Below are 16,866 nucleotides of genomic sequence, written 5' to 3' on the forward strand. Positions count from 1 at the left end.
GCCGCACGCCAGCCATGACACTCACGCCCGGCATCACCCTCATCATCCTGTTCGCCGCCTTGCTGCATGCCAGTTGGAATGCCTTGATCAAGAGCGGCCGTGACGTGTTGATGGACACCGCGCTGGTGGCTGCGGGAGCAACCGTGGTGGCAGCCCCCCTGCTGCTCATCTTCCCGCCGCCGGCGCTGGCAAGCTGGCCCTATCTGCTAAGCTCCAATCTGCTGCACATTGGCTATTACCTGACCCTGGTCGGCACCTATCGCGCTGGCGACATGAACCTCGGCTACCCGCTCATGCGCGGCCTCGCCCCGTTGCTGGTCGCCCTGTTTGGCGCCATCGTGCTACAGGAATCCTTAAGCCCGGCGATGTGGCTAGGCATCGCCAGCATCTCCGGCGGCATCATCAGCCTAAGCCTGCTGGCCGGCAATCTGCATCGCGGCGTCGGCAAAGTGATGATGTTCGCCCTCGCCAACGCCTGCCTGATTGCGATTTACACCATGGTCGATGCCGCCGGCGTGCGTCAGGCTGGCAATGCGGTCAACTACGTGCTGTGGATGTCCTTTCTGGAAGGTATGCCGTTTGCGCTGCTGGTGCTCTGGATGCGCCGCCACGCCTTCATTGCGCATGCGCGCCTGCACTGGCAACGCGGCATGATAGGCGGCACCTTCTCCATGCTCGCCTACGGCATCGCATTGTGGGCCATGACCAAGGCGCCAACGGCTGCCGTTGCCTCGCTGCGTGAAACCTCGGTCATCTTTGCCGCCTTCATCAGCGCCTTCCTGCTCAAGGAAAAGCTGACCGCCACGCGCTGGCTGGGCGCCGCAATGATCCTCGGCGGCATCGTCGCCTTGCGGCAATAAACTGGCGCACCATCCCTCGCCTTGTATCTTTACGGTTTGATTTCGGACTGGCTCATGCAGCGCATTACCGCTGTACTGCAAGCGGACCAAATCAATCTTGTGCGAATGGTTCTTGTCCAAGTCGGTGTCGTCTAACACGATGTAGCCATTGGGATCGGTTTTCATCGCATCCTTGATCTGCTCCCAGGCAATCGCCGGCGTTACGTCGTCATTCTGCAAATAGCGATTGATGGCGTCATGCGAGAAATGCTGATGATGACCAGCGAGGCAGGTTTGCGTGTAATTTGCCTGCGTCGAGATGAGAAATTGGCAATAATCCGAGATTTCCCATTGGCCCCAATTTCTAATGGAAGTCATTAGCGCAAGTTGTTGATAACATTGAGGTTTAGGGCATTTCTCACTGAATCCAGGCGAAATACGGTGATGCTGGCCTACGACCTGATGAGTTTGCTGCGCCAGGTACTACTCACAACCAGCACGGTCAAGCACACATCGAACACGGTCCGGCACATCGTGCAAACACTGCGCCACAAATCATCCGCAAAGCCTGCTTACATCACCACGGAAAGCCGAAAATCCACCTTGCATTTGGCGATGGCGATGCAACGGTGCGCATGGATGCAAGGCTTGTGGGATGCCGCTCAAACCTTCGATTTGCCCGCTCGGTTTTCTCCCGTTTCTTCGCCTTGAGGGTTTTCCAATGGAAAATTTCGGTTCATTGCCGATGGCGCCCCGATGATCCACGGAATGCGCACAGGCATTGTGTTAGAACATGTCCACGATCTGTAGCGAGAGGCCATCAGCCCGGACAGAGCACCGGAATGTACTTCAGTGCATGACTGATCGCGATGATGTCGGCTTGCCGCACCAACTCTTTTGAATCGCGTCGGACCGATTCAATCTTGAACCGATTGGCGCCGCTGGAGATGCGCCAGGGAGCCATATAACTTCTGCAGCAAGGCGTACTCCGCAGTATCGAAGAAATGGCAGGTGCCACGTGAAAATTCCTTGGCCACCTCGACGGCGAATTTGCTGGCCAGGGCAATGTCGGTTTCATGGCTGGCCCCTGTGCCACAGCCCGGCACCACGCTCTCCGCTGTGATGGCCACGCCCACCACCGGCGCAGCAGTGGCAATCGACGGCTGCAGGATGCTGTTGAGGTGATAGACACCATTGCCGTAGGGTGTAATGTCCTGCGTGGTAATGGGAAACGTCACTGCAGGCTTGCCGGAGGACATCTCCATGATGCGCAGCAGGTCGTCGGAAACGCGCAGGATGTAGCCCTCCTTGACCGTCGGAGAAATCGCATACCCCTTGTGGTTGATGATGCGGTTGCCCTTGGTCGTATCAATCGACAGCACCGCATCCATCTCGGCGCTGACTTCCTGCTCGTTCATGTCTTCGGTGTCGACCGGCGAATCCATGAAGTCCACCGGTTCGTGCGGGCGGGTGGGCGCGTCCGGGCAGATATGTGTGGCAATCACAACGTCTCCCGGCAAGCTGTCACCCTGCGTTTGCATGTGCGCCAGTTTGAGCGCGGCGGCAATGGCCGCCACTGCGCCATCGGCATCCGACACCAGTCCGATGCGAGCGGGGCGCGCCCCGATGCCGCCGAGCCGCCCGACGATGCCCAGTGTAGGCGCGGTGCCATCGACGAGTTTGCCCGCTGTCCCCGGAATCACGATGCGCACGAAATCGGTTGCGCCTTTTGGTCCGCCGATCCGGGTGACAGTGACTGTTGGACGGCTGTACGCTGAAAGCAGCTCCACGACGGTTTGGCCGCTGGCATATACCGTGTCGAGCGCTTCAAAAACTTGCAAGGTCTGGATAAGACTCATGGGAGTGTTCCTTTTGGCAGGTGGACGTGATGACTCAATGGATTTATTTCTTGCCGAACTTGACCACCGCGTTGAAAAAACTGAACAGCGCATCGCCCGCAATGACGCCGCCGGCGAAAACTTCCATGCCGTTGCGCACTTTGTCACCGCCGAGCCTTTCGAGCAACACGCGCAGAGCGATGCCAACTGCCACAGCCCAGCCGGCCATCGGGTTAAGGATCAGCAAGCCAGTGGCCAGCAGCACGCCGAGTTGGCGCTTAGGCCCGCCAATCCATTGAATGAGTGCGCCAGGAATGGCCCAGATAAAAAGCTGCTGCGCGATACCAGGCACCGCGCCCGCACTGATGGTGGTCGCGTACACCTTGGCCACCGGCGGCACCATGCCTTGCGAAAAATAGATGCCGTGCGCGATGTAGACCACGGGAATGGCGATGACGAAGGCCAGCATCGCGGCGATCAATTGCTGCTTGCGGCCTGCAAGCTCGAACGCCGAATCAGAACCATGGCCGCGCAGTATGAAGCCAGCCTTGAGGTCATAACCCATATCGGCAAAGGCTGGACCGGTGGCGACCGAAAAGCCGCACAACACGACCAATGCCGTCACCGGAAAACCCAACAGCAGACCCAGCAGCAAGGTGATCAGCGCCACCGCAAAGGCGGGAAACCAGCCCGCGTGCATTGCGGCGATGCCAACGATCAGTTCATGCATGAAGGCAGCGAATGCGGCATACAGGATGAAAGCGATGAGCATGCCCATCGACATCTCGACATACAGTCCAGCCAACAGGGAGACACCGGCAGCCAGCAGGATGTAGGCCGCTGTCCCCAGGCACAAGGTGGTGCCAGCGTGGCGCTCGGCTGTGGCTTCAGCTTTCGGCGATTTTTTGATCAGTACCACGCTGATCTGCACCAACGCAACCAAACCGGCGCCGATCATTACGCCGTGAGGTATGTAGGCTTTGTTGATATCGAACGGGATGTAGCCGCGCAGCAGCAGACCGATACCGAACATGCCCAATGCCCAAATGTTGCCGATGAATGCGGTGCCAAACGCAGCCATCGGAATCTTGCACCATGAGCCGATGGCCCCCACCAGCATGCCAGCCCCGAGCAGTGCTGCCTGCTTTCCTCCCTTGTCGCCAGCCGCGATGGCTTGCGCCGCTGCCACGCCCGGAGGCCATGCGCCCGAGGCCGGAAAAATTTTGGTGTCGAACAGTCGGTACAGCAAATAGCCATCCAGAAGCATGGCCAAGGAGACGCCGATGAACATCGGCATCACCAGATCAGGCCGGCCCATGAGAAAGGGAATCGCAATCGGCAGCAGCAGGCTGTTGGCAGCGCCGAAAGTTGCTGATGAGGTTGCGCTCTGCGCAAGATTCTGGAAATGGATGGAGCGGTAACCCGCCAGGATCTGAAGCGGAATCCGCGCCAGAATCATCGCCACCAACGCACCGATGATGGACGTGTTGGGTGTGATGCCCAGTGTCACCAGCAATTGAAGACCGATCACCGCGCCAAAGACACTCAGCAGCGCCAAAAACAGCAAATTGGCGCCGGACAGCGCATGCGGGTGGAACTGCGGTGTGAAGTGTGCTGCAGTGCTGACGGAACCCTCAGGGGCGCCGGGTTGGGACGATGCTGGCATGGGAGCCTCTTGAATGGTTGGTTGAAAGCGCATCGGCAATCTCTGGTGGGCCCATCTGCGGTGTGGCGAGAGTTGCGCGTTGCCTCGGCCATGAACTATCCGCGCCTGGAGTCTGGTGGTATCAGCCTCGACCGCGATGGCTTCGTTGAGTGCATAGGCATGGTGCGAGGGAGTAATGTGTGCCAGAAAATGGGGCGTTGTCTTGATAATATGGGCAGTTGAGCAAATTTTGTGCCACAAATGCAAAGATCAGTTCATGCTTCTCGCAGAGAGCCTGGGCAACTGCCATCGTCTACGGCAGTGCGAACATTTCGTTGCACGCTTTTTACAGTTTTCCCAATGAAAATGGCGGATTCTGTGGTTTCGTCTCACGATAATAAATTATCATTTCTTTATATGCAGGTATGATTCATGAATGCAGATTACCTCAAATTAAAGCAATGCCCGCAACACCAAATTTCAGATTCAAATCACACATCATAATATCATCCCCGCCAGCATGGGATATGGATAGATGAACACACACATCGAATCCCGACATCATCGAGCGTCTCAAGCGTGCCGAAGGTCACCTCAAGGGCATCATTGCGATGCTTGAGCATGAATTGGCACATGCCAAGGACATCCGGCGGTGTTTTGGCGACGGCAAGGCAAGCAATCGCCAGATCGTGCTCTTTGGCATCACCAGTGGATTGATTCCCTGCCCCGTAGTGATCACTGTGTTGCTACCGTACCTGCAACTCAAGCAAGTCGCGCCAGGGGGAACATTGGTGCTTGCTTCAGCATCGGTCTGGCGCTGACGATGGTATTGTCTGGTGTTGTCGTTGCCATCAGCGTTCGCCATGCTTTCAGGCGCTGGTCAGGTTTTGGTGAATTTGCGCGTAAGCTGCCCTATTCTCAAGCGCCCTGATCGTGTTGTTTGGACTATACAGCTATCACGGCTGGATGGCGCCATCGATTGAGCGACAAATCGCCCGCGTTTGCTGGTAGTCGTGATATCCAGCTACCGATGGGACGGACGCCCGTTCCTGATGAACAGCGGCGGCTCGCATCACTTCGGGCTTGCATATGTTGTAAACGATGTCCAAAGCCGCTTGAAACAGTTGCCGTGTGGCCGAATCGATATTTCCGGCAGTTCAAGATGCCGGTCATTTCGTGGCATGACCCAAGGACGATACATGCTGTCTCTGCTTCCTTATATGCAAGGTCTGACGCTGGAGATCGGGTTGATTATCGCCGTCGCTCCAAAGGACGCATTCGTCATTCGGCAAAGTCTGGTCGGGCAGCACCCTGGCGTCGTGCTGGCGATTTGCGTCGTGTCGGACGTGATCTTGATCATGGCGGGAATTCCTGATTGGCGCTGTGGGTGGCACGAAACTGCTGGCCGAGCGCATTTCGTTTGCACTCGGTGCCGCATCGGCTTCGTTGATATGGTTCGCCGCCCTGATCGGTGGATGCCGAATGGTCGCGCCATTGTTTCAGCGGGCAAGCATGTGGCGTGCTCTGGATGCCGTTATCGCTGCGATCATGTTCGTGATGGCAGCTACGACCATCCGGTCAGTTTTCCCGGCAGCCGCATAGTCGGCGCTTTTGATGTGGTGGGTAATCAGTGCAGGTATTGGTGGATCGGAAACTGCCTGCACTGGTTTTTCGGATATCGGAATATGCCTGCCCTGCGGAAAAATAGTATTTCAGCAAACTATCGCTCCAGCCCGGCGCGATGCTTGTGCCACTTCAGCGCCGAAACCACGGCGATACGGCGAATCGGATCAGGAGGCAGCCAATTGGGCCGCTGCAAGCCGAGTGCATCGCTCAGTTCGGGGGAGTGGTGGCCGGCCGCCATTTCTCCGAGCAGTTTGCCGAACATCGTGCCTTTGAGCACGCCTGCGCCGTTGCAGCCGAGCGAGACGTAAAGGCCGTTTCTGACCTCGCCGAAATAAAGGGCGCCGTTGCGTGTCAATGCGGTGGCCCCGCCCCAAACATACTCGAACGCATGCGCGGCCATGCCCGGATAGCGGCGCCGGTAGCAGTCTTGCAGCATGTCCCGCACTCTGGCCAGGGGTAGCTCTGCCTGGTAGGAATATGCGCTGCGGACCATCAGTCGCCCGTCCCGGGTTTTGCGCAGCGTGGTCCCGAGCCGGTTGGCGGGGATCAGCCCCCACTCGCTGTCCGGGCCTTGCTTGGCGCGCTCGCGCTCGGCAAGCACCGGCGTCAGCGCCGCGTAGGTGTAGATCGTGAAGATGCGGTCGCGCGCCAAGCCCAGCCGGGTGGCAAAGCCGTTGTTGGCCACGATGACGCGGCCCGCCCGCAGCGTGGTGCTGGCGGTTTGCACCTGAAAGGGGCCTGACCCTCGAAGTCCCGTCACCGGCTCGCCTTCCCAGAGGTGCACGTTGGCCGGAAGGCTGTCCGCCAGCCCGCGGCTCAATGCGGCCGGTTGCACGAACACGCTGTGGGCCGAGTGGTAACCGTAGCGGTAGTAAGCCGTTCCGAAGGCGTCGTGCAATGCGTCGGCATCCAGTTCGCGGTAGCCGACGCCCCACTGCCGATACTGTGCCAGCGTGGTGCGCAGGCTGCGCTCGCCATCCTTGGTGGCCGCCGCATGGAATTTTCCGGCCGGGCTCCAGTCGCATTCGATGGCCTGTTGCGTGACGATGCCGTGCAGCCACTGCAAGCCCATGTCATACAGCCGGATCTGCTTGCGCGCCACTGCGGCGGGGCTGCCGTGGCCTGCCATGCCGGTGTTGTGCGGCAAGCTGATCAGAAAGCCGGAATTGCGGCCCGATGCGCCGTCGCCGATGGTTGTCGCGTCGACCACCAGCACGCTGGCCTGGGGTTGCAGTTGTGCGATTCTGCGGGCTGCCGCCAAGCCGGTGAAGCCGGCGCCGATCACGATCGCGTCGAAATCCCGCGCGCTCGGGGCGGTGGTGTGTGCCAAGCGTGGCGCCAGCATCAGGTTCCACCCTGAGCCGGCCCGATAGCCGGGGTGGCTGCGCCTGATTTTGTCGGGTTGATCGTTCATCGCGGCACCGGCGCTCAGGCGGCCCGGCTCTCCAGGCTGCGCATGACTTCGGCCTGCACCTGGTTCCAGATCTGCGACTTCAGCGCGTTGTAGCGCGCCGAGAGCTGAATGTCCGCCGTGCGCGGCTGTGGCAGGTCGTTGCGGATGTCGCAAGCCACGCGGCCGGGGCGGGCGCTCATGATCAGCATTCTGGTGGACAGCAACAGGGCCTCGTCGATCGAATGCGTGATGAAGACGATGGTCTTGCCGCTGTGGGCGTAGATTTGCAGCAGCTCTTGTTGCAGCACTTGGCGCGTCATCGCATCCAGCGCAGCGAACGGCTCGTCGAGCAAGATCACGTCGGGGTCGTTGGCCAGCACGCGCGCGATCGAGACCCGCTGGCGCATGCCGCCGGACAGCGCCTTCGGATAGTGGTGCTCAAAGCCCTCCAGCCCGACCATTGCGATGAAGTGCTGCGCCGTCTGGCGCCGCTCGGCGCGCGCGACGCCCTTCATCTTCAGCCCGAAGCAGACGTTGTCCAGCACGCTCAGCCACGGAAACAGCGCGTATTGCTGAAAGACCATGCCGCAATGCGCGGTGACGCCCTGGACTTGCCGGCCATTGACGAGCACGCGGCCGGACGAAGGCGCATCGAAACCCGCGATGAGGTTGAGCAAGGTGGATTTGCCACAGCCCGATGCGCCCAGCAGCACCACGAATTCGCCCGGCGCAACCTGCATGTCGATGCGATCGAGGGCCTGGAACAGGCCATAGCGCTTGGCGACCGCTTCGAGCGCGATCATTGCGTTCATGGCTGCCACCTCAGCAGCTTGCGCCCGATGGCGCGAAACACCACATCGGTGAGCAGCACGGTCAGGCTGATCATGACCATGCCCAGGACCACGACCTCGGTCTGAAAGAACTCTTTGCCGTTCATGATCAGAAAGCCAAGCCCTTCGCGCGCCGCGACCAGTTCTGCGGAGATGACGCAGGTCCAGGCCAGGCCCAAAATGATCTTCAGCCCGCTCAGAATCTGCGGCAGGCTGCCCGGCAGAACCACTTCGCGCATCACCTGCCAGCGGCTGGCGCCCAGGTTTTGTGCTGCGCGAATGAGCACAGGGTCGACATTGCGCGTGGCTTCGATGACGTAGACCAATGCCGGCGCAAAGCAGCCCATGAAGACGATGCTGTACTTTTGCGTTTCGGTGATGCCGAACCACAGCAGCGACAGCGGGATCCAGCTCATCGAAGGCAGGGGCCGGAGCAAGGAAAGAATGGGATCGAAGGCTGCGCGCGCATAGCGCGACATGCCCAGAAAGATGCCCAGCGGAATCGCGACCACCGTGGCGGCCAGGAATCCGGTCATCACGCGCCGGGCCGAGGCAAGCACATGCCCGGGCAACGCGCCATCGCTTGCCATGGCCAGGCCGCGCGCCCATACGGCGCTCGGCGGCGGCAAAAAGACCGGATCGACCAGGCCGCTGCGGCATGTGCCCTCCCACAGCGCCAGGAAGGCCAGCACGGCGACGCAGGCCGTGGCCAGCAGCGCATGCCGGGGTGTTGGATCGGGGTTCATGCCAAGTGCGAGGCATCGATCCATTGGCCAACGACCGGGGCCTTGTCGATCTGTTTGTGCGCCACCAGCATGTCGGCCAAACCCTGCAGTCCATCGACATAGGTGCCTGGCACCTTGAGCAGGTTCCGCTGCTGTTCGCTGCCGTACCACTGCGCCCCCAAGATGGCCTCCACCTGGTCTGCCAGCGACAGGCCGGTCAGCGCGAGCAACTGCCGGGCGGCTTCCTGCGGGCGGTCGCGCAGCATCGCGATGGCACTGAAATAGCCCTTGAGAAAGCCGCGCACGGCCAGCGGATTCTTGTCGGCAAACGCCTGGCGCACCACCAGAACATCCGGGCCCGGGGTGACCTTGTGGCTCTTGAACAGCGAGAACGCCGTGTCATCGGCGAGCAGCTTGATGCCCGGCAGCGCGCGAATCCGGTGAAATTGCGGCGTCCATGCCGCCGCCGCATCGATCTGGCCGGCCGCCATCGCCGCAGGCAACTCCGGGGCCGGCACATTCAGCACCGTCACATCGGCAGGCCCCAGGCCCGCGCCAGCCAGCAGGTCGAGCACCAGCAGGTGCGCGCTGGAGGCGAAGGTCACGCCGATTTTCTTGCCCCTCAGGTGCTCGATGGCGCTGACATCGGAGCGGACAAACAAGCCCTCGACGCGGCCGAAGTCCTCCGGCACGGCGATGATGGCAAAGTGCCTGGAACCGCGCGCCATCAGCGCCAGTGCCGAGACGATGCCGGTGCAGGCGATGTCGATCCCACCGGACAGGACGGCGCTCATGCGCGCCGAGGAGGTGCCGAAGGATTGCCATCGCAGATCGATCGACGCCGCCGGGAGCGTGCCGCTTTTCAGCGCCAGATAAGCCGGATAGTGGCCCAGCCAGGCCGAGCCGCCATAGTGGATGGTGGTTTGCGCGGCCAGCCCCTGGGCCATGCCGATGACGGGATGGGCGATGGCCGCAGTGGCGGCGCAGGCGCGCAGGAAATGACGGCGCGAGCGATGACGATGCAAGTGGTGCATGGGAACCTCCGGGTGGTGGGCGCGGCGTAACGACCCGCAGCGCATTCAACGCAACGCAATGCGAGCGCCAAGCCATCGGATCAGCGTTTCGAAACTCGTCGAAGACCTCGTTTTCCAATGCGCCACGGCTGGCCTGCAACCCTTCTAACCCTTCTTGTCTGGGGTTCTTCGGATTCTCTGTTGGCCGCCGGTCTTCGGAAATCAACGTAAGGGAAATCGATGCTCATCATCAAGAAAATCACTTTCGGCGGAACAGACCCCGTCGAGGGCTGCAATCAGGGGCTTCAAGTTTGTCCGGCGCGGGCCGATAACCTGAGGCAACCATCGCAAGGATCGCCAGCATGTTCAGCGCCTACAGCCCCCGTGCCGCCAACGCTTATCAGCGCATCGATGTGGAGACCAGCATGTACGCGCTGGACCAGCACCAACTGGTCAGTCTGCTGTATGGCGGGGTCTTGCATTCGATTGCCACGGCGCGCGGCGCCTTGGCGCGCGGCGATGTGTTGGGCAAGGTCAATGGCATTGCCAAGGCGATCCGGATTTTGCAAGAGGGCCTGGGCATTTCGCTGGACCGGGCCGGCGGCGGCGAACTGGCCAACAACCTGGGGGCGCTGTACGACTACTGCGTGCGCCGCCTGACGCTGGCCAATGCCCGCAATGACGATGCGATGCTGCAGGAGGTCATGCTGCTGATCAGGCCGGTGGCCCAGGGCTGGGATGGCATCAGGAACACGCGCGCCGACGCCCCGGCCGCAGCCCAATCCATGTTGGCAGGAGTTTGAGCCATGTCGCAGTTGATGGACTATTACAAGGCGATCGAAGACAGCAGCGCCGGCATGCTCGATGCGGCCAGGCGCGAGGATTGGGATGCGGTGCTGCGCTACGAAAGTGCCTGCGCCGTGCTGATCGGGCAGTTGCGCTTTCAAGCGCAACTGCAGCCATTGCGGCCCGAGCAGCGCCGGGAGAAGTCGCGCATCATGCAGCGCATCTTGCGCAACGACGCCCGGATCCGTTGCCTGGCCGAGCCTTGGCTGGCCCGGTGCGAGCAGTTGCTGGCCGACCGGTTGCCGACGCTGCACTGAAAGCGACGGGCGGCTGGCGCCCGGATTCAGGCGCGCGCCGGGCCGCAAACCACATCGTCAGACCTGCATGTTCATGATGTCGGTGTAGGCCTGCACCATCCGGTTGCGCACATTCAAGGCGGCCTGAAAGCCGATCTGGGCTTTCTGGATGGCGACCATGGTTTCTTCCAGACTGACGGCGGGGTCTTCCAACTGCACTTGTTTTTGCAGATCGGCCGAGCGGCTTTGCGCCGCGCTGACCGATTGCAGTGCGGTTTTGAAGGCGCCGGGAAATCCCGCTTCCTGGCCCACGGCCTGGCTTGCATCTTGTGGCGCGGCGGCGCGGCGCGCCAGGCCGGCGCTCGTCAGCGGGGTGGCAAGGCTCGGGGGGCGAAGGTCCATGGCGGTATCCCCGTGGGCAGTGGCGATATCAATGGCGATATGACGGCATATCCTGGCGCGCGCCACGGCGCCGGGTGTCGGGAATTGATGGCCATACGGGCGGTTTATCCGGCGAGCAGGGCGGCGGCGTAGCCAAACAATGGCCTCTACGCCCGGTCTGCTGCCGGGACTGTTGCATTGGAAAGCAAGATGTCGGCTGTTGCAGAGCTCCCCCCCGATCCGCTCCCGCCGCCGCCGACGACGGGGCCGCTGTGGTGGCAGCGCCTGTCGGCGCTGAACCGGGCGCAGCGCATGCGGCTGGGTGCGGGCGTGGCGCTGCTGGTGCTGGCGGCTGTCGCGGCCCTGGTTCTGGGGCACCAGCCGGACTATCGGGTGCTGTTTGGCAACCTGAGCGACAAGGATGGCGGCACCATCGTGGCCCAACTGTCGCAAATGAATGTGCCCTACCGGCTGGCCGAGGGCGGCGGCGCCATTTTGGTCCCTGCCGATCGGGTGCACGAGGTGCGGCTGCGCCTGGCAAGCCAGGGTCTGCCCAAGGGGTCGGTGGTCGGTTTCGAGCTGATGGAGTCGAGCAAATTCGGGGTGACGCAGTTTCAGGAGCGGCTGAACTTTCGGCGCGGCCTCGAGGGTGAGCTGACGCGCTCGATACAGGCGCTGTCGCCGGTGCAAAGCGCGCGCGTGCATCTGGCGCTGCCCGAGCAGAACGGGTTTTTCCGCGAGCAGCAAAAGCCTTCGGCCTCGGTGCTGGTGAGTCTGTATCCGGGCCGTTTTCTGGAGCGCGCCCAGTTGGCCGGCATCGTGCATCTGGTGGCGGCCAGCGTGCCCGAGATGGCGCCCTCGGCGGTCAGCGTGCTCGACGACACCGGCAAGCTGCTCTCGCGTTCGCCCGACGGCGCAGCGGACGCCGAGGTGAATGCGCAGCAACTGCTGCATGTGCAGCGCATCGAGCAGCAGTACACCCGCCGCATCCTGGACATTCTGGAGCCGGTGGTCGGCCGCGACAACGTCAAGGCGCAGGTGACGGCCGATGTCGATTTCACGCAGACCGAGTCGAGCTCCGAGCAGTTTCGCCCGAACCAGCAGCCGGAATCGGGCGCGGTGCGCAGCCAGCAACTGCTGGAAAGCAGGAGCGGCGCCAACAAGCTGCCCACCGGCATTCCGGGCGCGGTGAGCAATCAGCCGCCGGTGCCGTCCACGGCCCCCATCAATGGCCCCAACCCGGCGCCCAACGCAGGCGGCCAGCAAGGCCCGGACGAGCAGACCAACAAGCGTGAATCGACCACCAACTACGAGCTCGACCGGACGGTGCGCGTGGTGCGCGGCAGCACCGGGACCGTCAAGCGGCTCAGCGCTGCGGTGGTGGTCAACTACCAGTCGGTGCTGGACAAGGGCCGGGCCGTGAGCCGCGCGCTGACGCCCGAGCAGATCGGGCAGATGACGGCGCTGGTGCGCGAAAGCATTGGCTTCGACAGCGCGCGCGGCGATTCGGTGAACCTGATGAACACCCCGTTCCAACTGACGGTGACGCCGCCCGAGGCACTGGCCTGGTGGCAGCGGCCCGCGCTGATCGATCTGGCCAAGACCCTGGCCTGGCCCGTGGGTGCGCTGCTGTTCGCTGCGCTGGTGCTGCTGGGTCTGGTGTGGCCGGTGCTCAGGCCCCCCCGCGCCGTGGCGGGGCGCCAACTCGATGCGCTGGAGGCCGAGACCCCGGAGCGCCCGGCGTTGCCGGCACCGATCATCAGGAATGAGCCACTGCTGCCGACCCCCGAGCAGCTGCGTCTGCAAGAGGCGCGCGCGCTGGCCCGGGAGAATCCGGCGGCCGTGGCCAATATCCTGAAGACCTGGCTCAGCGGCGAGCCAGCCTGACCCCCCGGCCCAGAGCAGCGCTTGCACGGACACGCCCATGGACGACCAAGGTCTGCACGATGCCGCCATCTTGCTGATGTCGCTGGGCGAGGAGGATGCGGCCGAGGTGTTCAAGCATTTCTCGCCCAAGGAGGTGCAAAAGCTCGGCGAAACCATCGCCCGCATGCGCTCGGTCTCGCGCGAGAAGGTCGACGAAGTGATCAACCGCTTCGCCAGCGCGGCGGCGGCGCAAAGCCTGTTGGTGACCGATACCGGCAACTACGTTCGCTCCGTGCTCAGGCGCGCGCTCGGCGACGACAAGGCCGGGATGCTGATCGATCGCATCCTGCAAGGCGGGGATGTGTCCGGCATCGAGAGCCTCAAGTGGATGGACCCGCTGTCGGTGGCCGAGTTGCTGCGCAATGAGCACCCGCAGATCGTGGCGGCGATCCTGGTGCATCTGGACAGCGACCATGCCTCGGGCATCCTGACGCACCTGGGCGAGCGCCAGCGCAGCGAGGTCATGCTGCGCGTGGCGACGCTGGAGGGGATTCAGCCCACGGCCCTCAAGGATCTCAACGAGGTGCTGTTCAAGGTGCTGGCCGGCGGCGACAAGGTGCGCAAGAGCTCGCTCGGCGGGATCAAGGCGGCCGCCGAAATCATCAACCTGCTGGGCGGCAACATGGACACCATGGTGCTGGAGTCCATCCGCAGCCACGACCCGGACCTGGCGCAAAAGATCATGGACAAGATGTTCGTCTTCGAGGACCTGCTCAAGCTCGACGACAGGGCGATACAGATTGCGCTCACCGAGGTGCCCTCCGAGACCTTGATCGTGGCCCTCAAGGGCGCGGCGCCGGAACTGCGCGAGAAGTTCCTCTCGAACATGGGCAACCGCGCTGCCGAGGCGTTGCGCGAAGACCTGGAATCTCTTGGCCCGATCCGGCTGTCGGAGGTCGAGACCCAGCAAAAGGAAATCCTCAAGACCGTGCGGCGCCTGTCCGAAGAAGGTCAAATCGTGATCGGAGGCAGTGGGGATGACACCTTCGTCTAGCCCGCATCCTGGCCTGCGCTTCATTCCCCGCGAGGCGCTGGGCGCTGTCACGCCGTGGAAGTTTGGCGCGGTCGATGGCTCCGACCTGATCGCGCCCGCGCCTGCGCCCGAGCCGGTGGCGCAAATCCCGGTCGGGATCGACACCGCTGCGCAGCAGGCGCTGATCGAGCAGGCCCGCGCCGAGGCCCATGCCGAGGGCTTTGCCCAGGGCCAGGAGCAGACTGCGGCGGCATGGCAGCGCCGCATGGATGAATACCTTGCCGGGCAGGGGCGCACGGCGGCGACCCGTTTGCAAGCGCTGCTGCAAACGCTGGATGCGAGCCTGTCGGCGCTGCAGCAGCAGATGGCGCAGCAACTGCTGGAGCTGGCCTGCGACATCGCGCGCCAGGTGCTGCGCCAGGAGCTATCGGTCAACCCCCGCTCCTTGCTGCCCGTGGTGCGGCAGGCGCTGACCATGCTGGTGACCGAGGGCCGGCCCGCCACCGTGCGCCTGAACCCGGCCGACCTCGAGGCGCTGGCGCAGCCCTTGCGGGAGGCCGGCGATGCCCCGGGCGTGCACTGGCTCGCCGACGCCGCCGTGCCTGCCGGCGGCTGCCTGGTGGAGGCCGCCGGCGCCATGGTCGATGGCCGCATCGACAAGCGCTGGCAGCGGGCCATCGCGGCGCTGGGTTTGCAGTCGCCGTGGCAGGAAGGCGCGGCAGGTGATGGCGATGAGCGTTGAACGGCCCGGCGCCTGGACGCGCTTCATGGCCGAAGCGCGCGCGCGCATGGCCGAGGGCGTGCCGCTGGAGAGCAGCGGCACGCTCACGCGGCTGACGGGCCTGGTGCTGGAAGCGGTGGGCCTGCGCGTGCCGGTGGGCGCGCAATGCATGGTCGGCATGCCCGGGCAGGCGCCGGTTTTGGCCGAGGTGGTGGGCTTTTCCGGCGAGCGCACATTCTTGATGCCGGCGGGCGATACCCACGGGCTGTGCAGCGGCGCCCGCGTGCTGCCTTGCGCGCCGGATATGCCCGGACCCGTCTGGGGCGAACCGTCCCGGCCGATACGGCGCACCGGCGTGCTCCGGCTGCCCATGGGCAATGGCCTGCTCGGGCGCGTGGTCGATGCCCAGGGCCTGCCGCTGGACCATCGCGGGCCGGTGCAGGACACGGTCTTGGCGCCGATGGCGCGCGACCGGATCAACGCGATGGAGCGCGATCCGGTGCGCCAGCCGCTGGACACGGGCGTGCGCGCGATCAACGCCTTGCTCACGGTCGGGCGCGGGCAGCGCCTGGGGTTGCTGGCTGGCTCGGGGGTGGGCAAGAGCGTGCTGCTGGGCATGATGGCCCGCTACACGGGCGCCGACGTGATCGTGGTCGGGCTGATTGGCGAGCGCGGCCGCGAGGTCAAGGAATTCGTCGAAGACATTCTGGGCGCAGACGGCCGCGCGCGCTCGGTGGTGGTGGCCGCGCCCGCCGATGCGCCGCCGCTGTTGCGCATGCAGGGGGCCTCGTATGCCACGGCGGTGGCCGAGCATTTTCGGGACCAGGGCCGGCATGTGCTGCTGCTGCTGGACTCGCTGACCCGCTACGCGATGGCCCAGCGCGAAATTGCGCTGGCCATTGGCGAGCCGCCGGCGACCAAGGGCTATCCGCCATCGTGCTTTGCCCGGCTGCCGCAACTGGTCGAGCGCAGCGGCAACGGCCTGCAGGGGCAAGGCTCGATCACCGCCTTCCATACCGTGCTGACCGAAGGGGACGACCCGCATGACCCGGTGGCCGATGCGGCGCGGGCCATTCTCGACGGGCATATCGTGCTGTCGCGGGCGCTGGCCGAGGCCGGGCATTTCCCGGCCATCGATATCGAGCAGTCGAGCTCGCGCGTGATGCACCGCCTGGTGCCGGATCGGCATTTGGAACTGGCCCGGCGCTTTCGCGCGCTGTACTCGCGCTACCAGAAGGGGCGCGATCTGTTGCAGGTCGGCGCATACGCCAGCGGCTCGGACCCGGCGCTGGACGAAGCCATCCGCTTGCAGCCGCAGATGGCGCAATTTCTGCAACAAGACCTGCACCAGGCCGCCACGCTGGAGCAGAGCGTGGCCGCGCTGGCGGCAGCGCTGGACCCTTGCAGGCCCGGCGATGTCTGACACCCTGTCGGTCGCGCTGGAACTGGCAACGCGCCAGCGCGATGCAGCCAGCAAGGTCTTGCAGGCCCTGCTGGCGGCGCAGCGGGCAGCGCGCGCCCGGCTCGGACAACTGCAAGACTACGCCCGCGACACCGAGTCCCGCTGGGGCATGCAGGCCGGCGCCAGGCTGCCACCCGAGGTGCTGTACCACCATGACCGGTTCATCGAGCGCCTGGATGAGGCAGCCCGCATCCAGGCCGGCCTGCTCAGTGCCCAGAGCGAGCATGTGGCAAGCGCCCGGGGCGCGTTGCGGGCCGCGCAACTGCGCCTGGCCAGCCTGCGCCAACTGATGCAACGGCGCAGCGATGCCATGGCGCAGCAGCAGCGGCGCAGAGACCAGCAACAGACCGATGAATGGAGCGCGCTGCGCTATCGCGACGCCCGCCGGGGTTTTCAGGAGCAGGAGCATTGA

Annotated in this window: 18 protein-coding genes and 2 pseudogenes; 12 read left to right on the forward strand and 8 right to left on the reverse strand. The window is 63.7% G+C overall.

Annotated features, from left to right (window positions below; genetic code table 11):
* The first annotated feature begins 14 nt into the window (after positions 1 to 14).
* Positions 15 to 860, forward strand: coding sequence for a DMT family transporter (locus tag VEIS_RS05405; protein ID WP_011808886.1), 846 nt, complete (start codon positions 15 to 17; stop codon positions 858 to 860).
* Positions 861 to 920: 60 nt separating this feature from the next.
* On the opposite strand, the pseudogene VEIS_RS31795 reads toward VEIS_RS05405, so the two are convergent.
* Positions 921 to 1,217, reverse strand: a pseudogene (locus VEIS_RS31795) (hypothetical protein); the annotation flags it as partial.
* Between the two features lie 66 nt (positions 1,218 to 1,283).
* Here VEIS_RS31795 and VEIS_RS05410 point away from each other — a divergent pair.
* Positions 1,284 to 1,550 carry a hypothetical protein gene (locus tag VEIS_RS05410; protein ID WP_041949826.1) on the forward strand — a complete coding sequence of 89 codons (267 nt, stop codon included), beginning with the start codon at positions 1,284 to 1,286 and terminating at the stop codon, positions 1,548 to 1,550.
* A 206-nt stretch (positions 1,551 to 1,756) separates the two neighbouring features.
* Here VEIS_RS05410 and VEIS_RS05415 read toward each other — a convergent pair whose 3' ends face one another.
* Both VEIS_RS05415 and VEIS_RS05420 read right to left on the reverse strand, forming a co-directional pair.
* Positions 1,757 to 2,698 carry a DUF1177 domain-containing protein gene (locus VEIS_RS05415; RefSeq protein WP_011808888.1) on the reverse strand — a complete coding sequence of 314 codons (942 nt, stop codon included), beginning with the start codon at positions 2,696 to 2,698 and terminating at the stop codon, positions 1,757 to 1,759.
* Positions 2,699 to 2,741: 43 nt separating this feature from the next.
* Positions 2,742 to 4,376, reverse strand: a complete 1,635-nt coding sequence (locus tag VEIS_RS05420) for an OPT/YSL family transporter (protein WP_232287854.1) — start codon at positions 4,374 to 4,376, stop codon at positions 2,742 to 2,744.
* 509 nt (positions 4,377 to 4,885) lie between these two features.
* On the opposite strand from VEIS_RS05420, the gene VEIS_RS31300 reads away from it, so the two are divergent.
* The 3 genes and pseudogenes from VEIS_RS31300 (at position 4,886) to VEIS_RS31475 (ending at position 5,924) form a co-directional block, all read left to right on the forward strand.
* Complete coding sequence (locus VEIS_RS31300; protein WP_321161078.1) at positions 4,886 to 5,143, forward strand: hypothetical protein; 258 nt, start codon at positions 4,886 to 4,888, stop codon at positions 5,141 to 5,143.
* A 192-nt stretch (positions 5,144 to 5,335) separates the two neighbouring features.
* Positions 5,336 to 5,404: pseudogene (locus VEIS_RS31470) on the forward strand (DUF6685 family protein); the annotation flags it as partial.
* Between the two features lie 301 nt (positions 5,405 to 5,705).
* Positions 5,706 to 5,924, forward strand: a complete 219-nt coding sequence (locus tag VEIS_RS31475; RefSeq protein ID WP_049773823.1) for a LysE family transporter — start codon at positions 5,706 to 5,708, stop codon at positions 5,922 to 5,924.
* Positions 5,925 to 6,042: 118 nt separating this feature from the next.
* Here the strand turns inward: VEIS_RS31475 and VEIS_RS05435 are convergent, their stop codons facing one another.
* Genes VEIS_RS05435 through VEIS_RS05450 form a run of 4 tightly spaced genes read right to left on the reverse strand, consistent with a single transcriptional unit; the run spans position 6,043 to position 9,930 of the window.
* Positions 6,043 to 7,362 (reverse strand): NAD(P)/FAD-dependent oxidoreductase, encoded by a 1,320-nt coding sequence (locus tag VEIS_RS05435; RefSeq protein WP_011808891.1) that lies wholly within the window; start codon positions 7,360 to 7,362, stop codon positions 6,043 to 6,045.
* A 14-nt stretch (positions 7,363 to 7,376) separates the two neighbouring features.
* Positions 7,377 to 8,144 carry an ABC transporter ATP-binding protein gene (locus tag VEIS_RS05440; protein WP_011808892.1) on the reverse strand — a complete coding sequence of 256 codons (768 nt, stop codon included), beginning with the start codon at positions 8,142 to 8,144 and terminating at the stop codon, positions 7,377 to 7,379.
* Positions 8,145 to 8,149: 5 nt separating this feature from the next.
* Entirely contained in the window at positions 8,150 to 8,917 is a 768-nt protein-coding gene (locus VEIS_RS05445) for an ABC transporter permease (protein ID WP_011808893.1), read from the reverse strand.
* Positions 8,914 to 9,930, reverse strand: a complete 1,017-nt coding sequence (locus tag VEIS_RS05450; RefSeq protein WP_011808894.1) for an ABC transporter substrate-binding protein — start codon at positions 9,928 to 9,930, stop codon at positions 8,914 to 8,916. Before VEIS_RS05450 ends, VEIS_RS05445 begins: the two co-directional genes overlap by 4 nt.
* 341 nt (positions 9,931 to 10,271) lie before the next feature.
* Between VEIS_RS05450 and fliS the strand changes: the two genes are divergently transcribed.
* A complete protein-coding gene (gene fliS / locus VEIS_RS05455) occupies positions 10,272 to 10,712 on the forward strand; it encodes a flagellar export chaperone FliS (protein ID WP_011808895.1) in 441 nt (146 codons plus the stop codon).
* Positions 10,713 to 10,715: 3 nt separating this feature from the next.
* Positions 10,716 to 11,012 carry a flagellar protein FliT gene (locus tag VEIS_RS05460; protein WP_011808896.1) on the forward strand — a complete coding sequence of 99 codons (297 nt, stop codon included), beginning with the start codon at positions 10,716 to 10,718 and terminating at the stop codon, positions 11,010 to 11,012.
* 57 nt (positions 11,013 to 11,069) lie between these two features.
* Here the strand turns inward: VEIS_RS05460 and fliE are convergent, their stop codons facing one another.
* Positions 11,070 to 11,393 carry a flagellar hook-basal body complex protein FliE gene (gene fliE, locus VEIS_RS05465; RefSeq protein ID WP_011808897.1) on the reverse strand — a complete coding sequence of 108 codons (324 nt, stop codon included), beginning with the start codon at positions 11,391 to 11,393 and terminating at the stop codon, positions 11,070 to 11,072.
* Positions 11,394 to 11,582: 189 nt separating this feature from the next.
* Between fliE and fliF the strand changes: the two genes are divergently transcribed.
* From fliF to fliJ, 5 genes are read left to right on the forward strand one after another with little or no spacing between them, the layout of a single operon-like run.
* Complete coding sequence (gene fliF, locus VEIS_RS05470; protein ID WP_041950561.1) at positions 11,583 to 13,259, forward strand: flagellar basal-body MS-ring/collar protein FliF; 1,677 nt, start codon at positions 11,583 to 11,585, stop codon at positions 13,257 to 13,259.
* A 37-nt stretch (positions 13,260 to 13,296) separates the two neighbouring features.
* A complete protein-coding gene (gene fliG, locus VEIS_RS05475) occupies positions 13,297 to 14,292 on the forward strand; it encodes a flagellar motor switch protein FliG (protein WP_011808899.1) in 996 nt (331 codons plus the stop codon).
* Positions 14,276 to 15,013 (forward strand): FliH/SctL family protein, encoded by a 738-nt coding sequence (locus VEIS_RS05480; protein WP_041949827.1) that lies wholly within the window; start codon positions 14,276 to 14,278, stop codon positions 15,011 to 15,013. Before fliG ends, VEIS_RS05480 begins: the two co-directional genes overlap by 17 nt.
* Positions 15,003 to 16,415 (forward strand): flagellar protein export ATPase FliI, encoded by a 1,413-nt coding sequence (gene fliI, locus VEIS_RS05485; RefSeq protein WP_011808901.1) that lies wholly within the window; start codon positions 15,003 to 15,005, stop codon positions 16,413 to 16,415. The genes VEIS_RS05480 and fliI overlap by 11 nt, the downstream gene beginning before the upstream one ends.
* Positions 16,408 to 16,866, forward strand: a complete 459-nt coding sequence (gene fliJ, locus VEIS_RS05490; protein ID WP_011808902.1) for a flagellar export protein FliJ — start codon at positions 16,408 to 16,410, stop codon at positions 16,864 to 16,866. The genes fliI and fliJ overlap by 8 nt, the downstream gene beginning before the upstream one ends.

This window comes from Verminephrobacter eiseniae EF01-2 (assembly GCF_000015565.1).
GTDB lineage: Bacteria > Pseudomonadota > Gammaproteobacteria > Burkholderiales > Burkholderiaceae_C > Acidovorax > Acidovorax eiseniae.

Coding starts and splice junctions, on each gene's coding strand:
- VEIS_RS05445 (WP_011808893.1), bottom strand. CDS start 8,917: ATGAACCCCGATCCAACACCCCGGCATGCGCTGCTGGCCACGGCCTGC.
- VEIS_RS05415 (WP_011808888.1), bottom strand. CDS start 2,698: ATGAGTCTTATCCAGACCTTGCAAGTTTTTGAAGCGCTCGACACGGTA.
- VEIS_RS05420 (WP_232287854.1), bottom strand. CDS start 4,376: ATGCGCTTTCAACCAACCATTCAAGAGGCTCCCATGCCAGCATCGTCC.
- VEIS_RS05440 (WP_011808892.1), bottom strand. CDS start 8,144: ATGATCGCGCTCGAAGCGGTCGCCAAGCGCTATGGCCTGTTCCAGGCC.
- fliI (WP_011808901.1), top strand. CDS start 15,003: ATGAGCGTTGAACGGCCCGGCGCCTGGACGCGCTTCATGGCCGAAGCG.
- VEIS_RS05450 (WP_011808894.1), bottom strand. CDS start 9,930: ATGCACCACTTGCATCGTCATCGCTCGCGCCGTCATTTCCTGCGCGCC.
- fliE (WP_011808897.1), bottom strand. CDS start 11,393: ATGGACCTTCGCCCCCCGAGCCTTGCCACCCCGCTGACGAGCGCCGGC.
- fliJ (WP_011808902.1), top strand. CDS start 16,408: ATGTCTGACACCCTGTCGGTCGCGCTGGAACTGGCAACGCGCCAGCGC.
- fliS (WP_011808895.1), top strand. CDS start 10,272: ATGTTCAGCGCCTACAGCCCCCGTGCCGCCAACGCTTATCAGCGCATC.
- VEIS_RS05435 (WP_011808891.1), bottom strand. CDS start 7,362: ATGAACGATCAACCCGACAAAATCAGGCGCAGCCACCCCGGCTATCGG.
- fliG (WP_011808899.1), top strand. CDS start 13,297: ATGGACGACCAAGGTCTGCACGATGCCGCCATCTTGCTGATGTCGCTG.
- VEIS_RS05405 (WP_011808886.1), top strand. CDS start 15: ATGACACTCACGCCCGGCATCACCCTCATCATCCTGTTCGCCGCCTTG.
- fliF (WP_041950561.1), top strand. CDS start 11,583: ATGTCGGCTGTTGCAGAGCTCCCCCCCGATCCGCTCCCGCCGCCGCCG.
- VEIS_RS05480 (WP_041949827.1), top strand. CDS start 14,276: ATGACACCTTCGTCTAGCCCGCATCCTGGCCTGCGCTTCATTCCCCGC.
- VEIS_RS05460 (WP_011808896.1), top strand. CDS start 10,716: ATGTCGCAGTTGATGGACTATTACAAGGCGATCGAAGACAGCAGCGCC.
- VEIS_RS05410 (WP_041949826.1), top strand. CDS start 1,284: ATGCTGGCCTACGACCTGATGAGTTTGCTGCGCCAGGTACTACTCACA.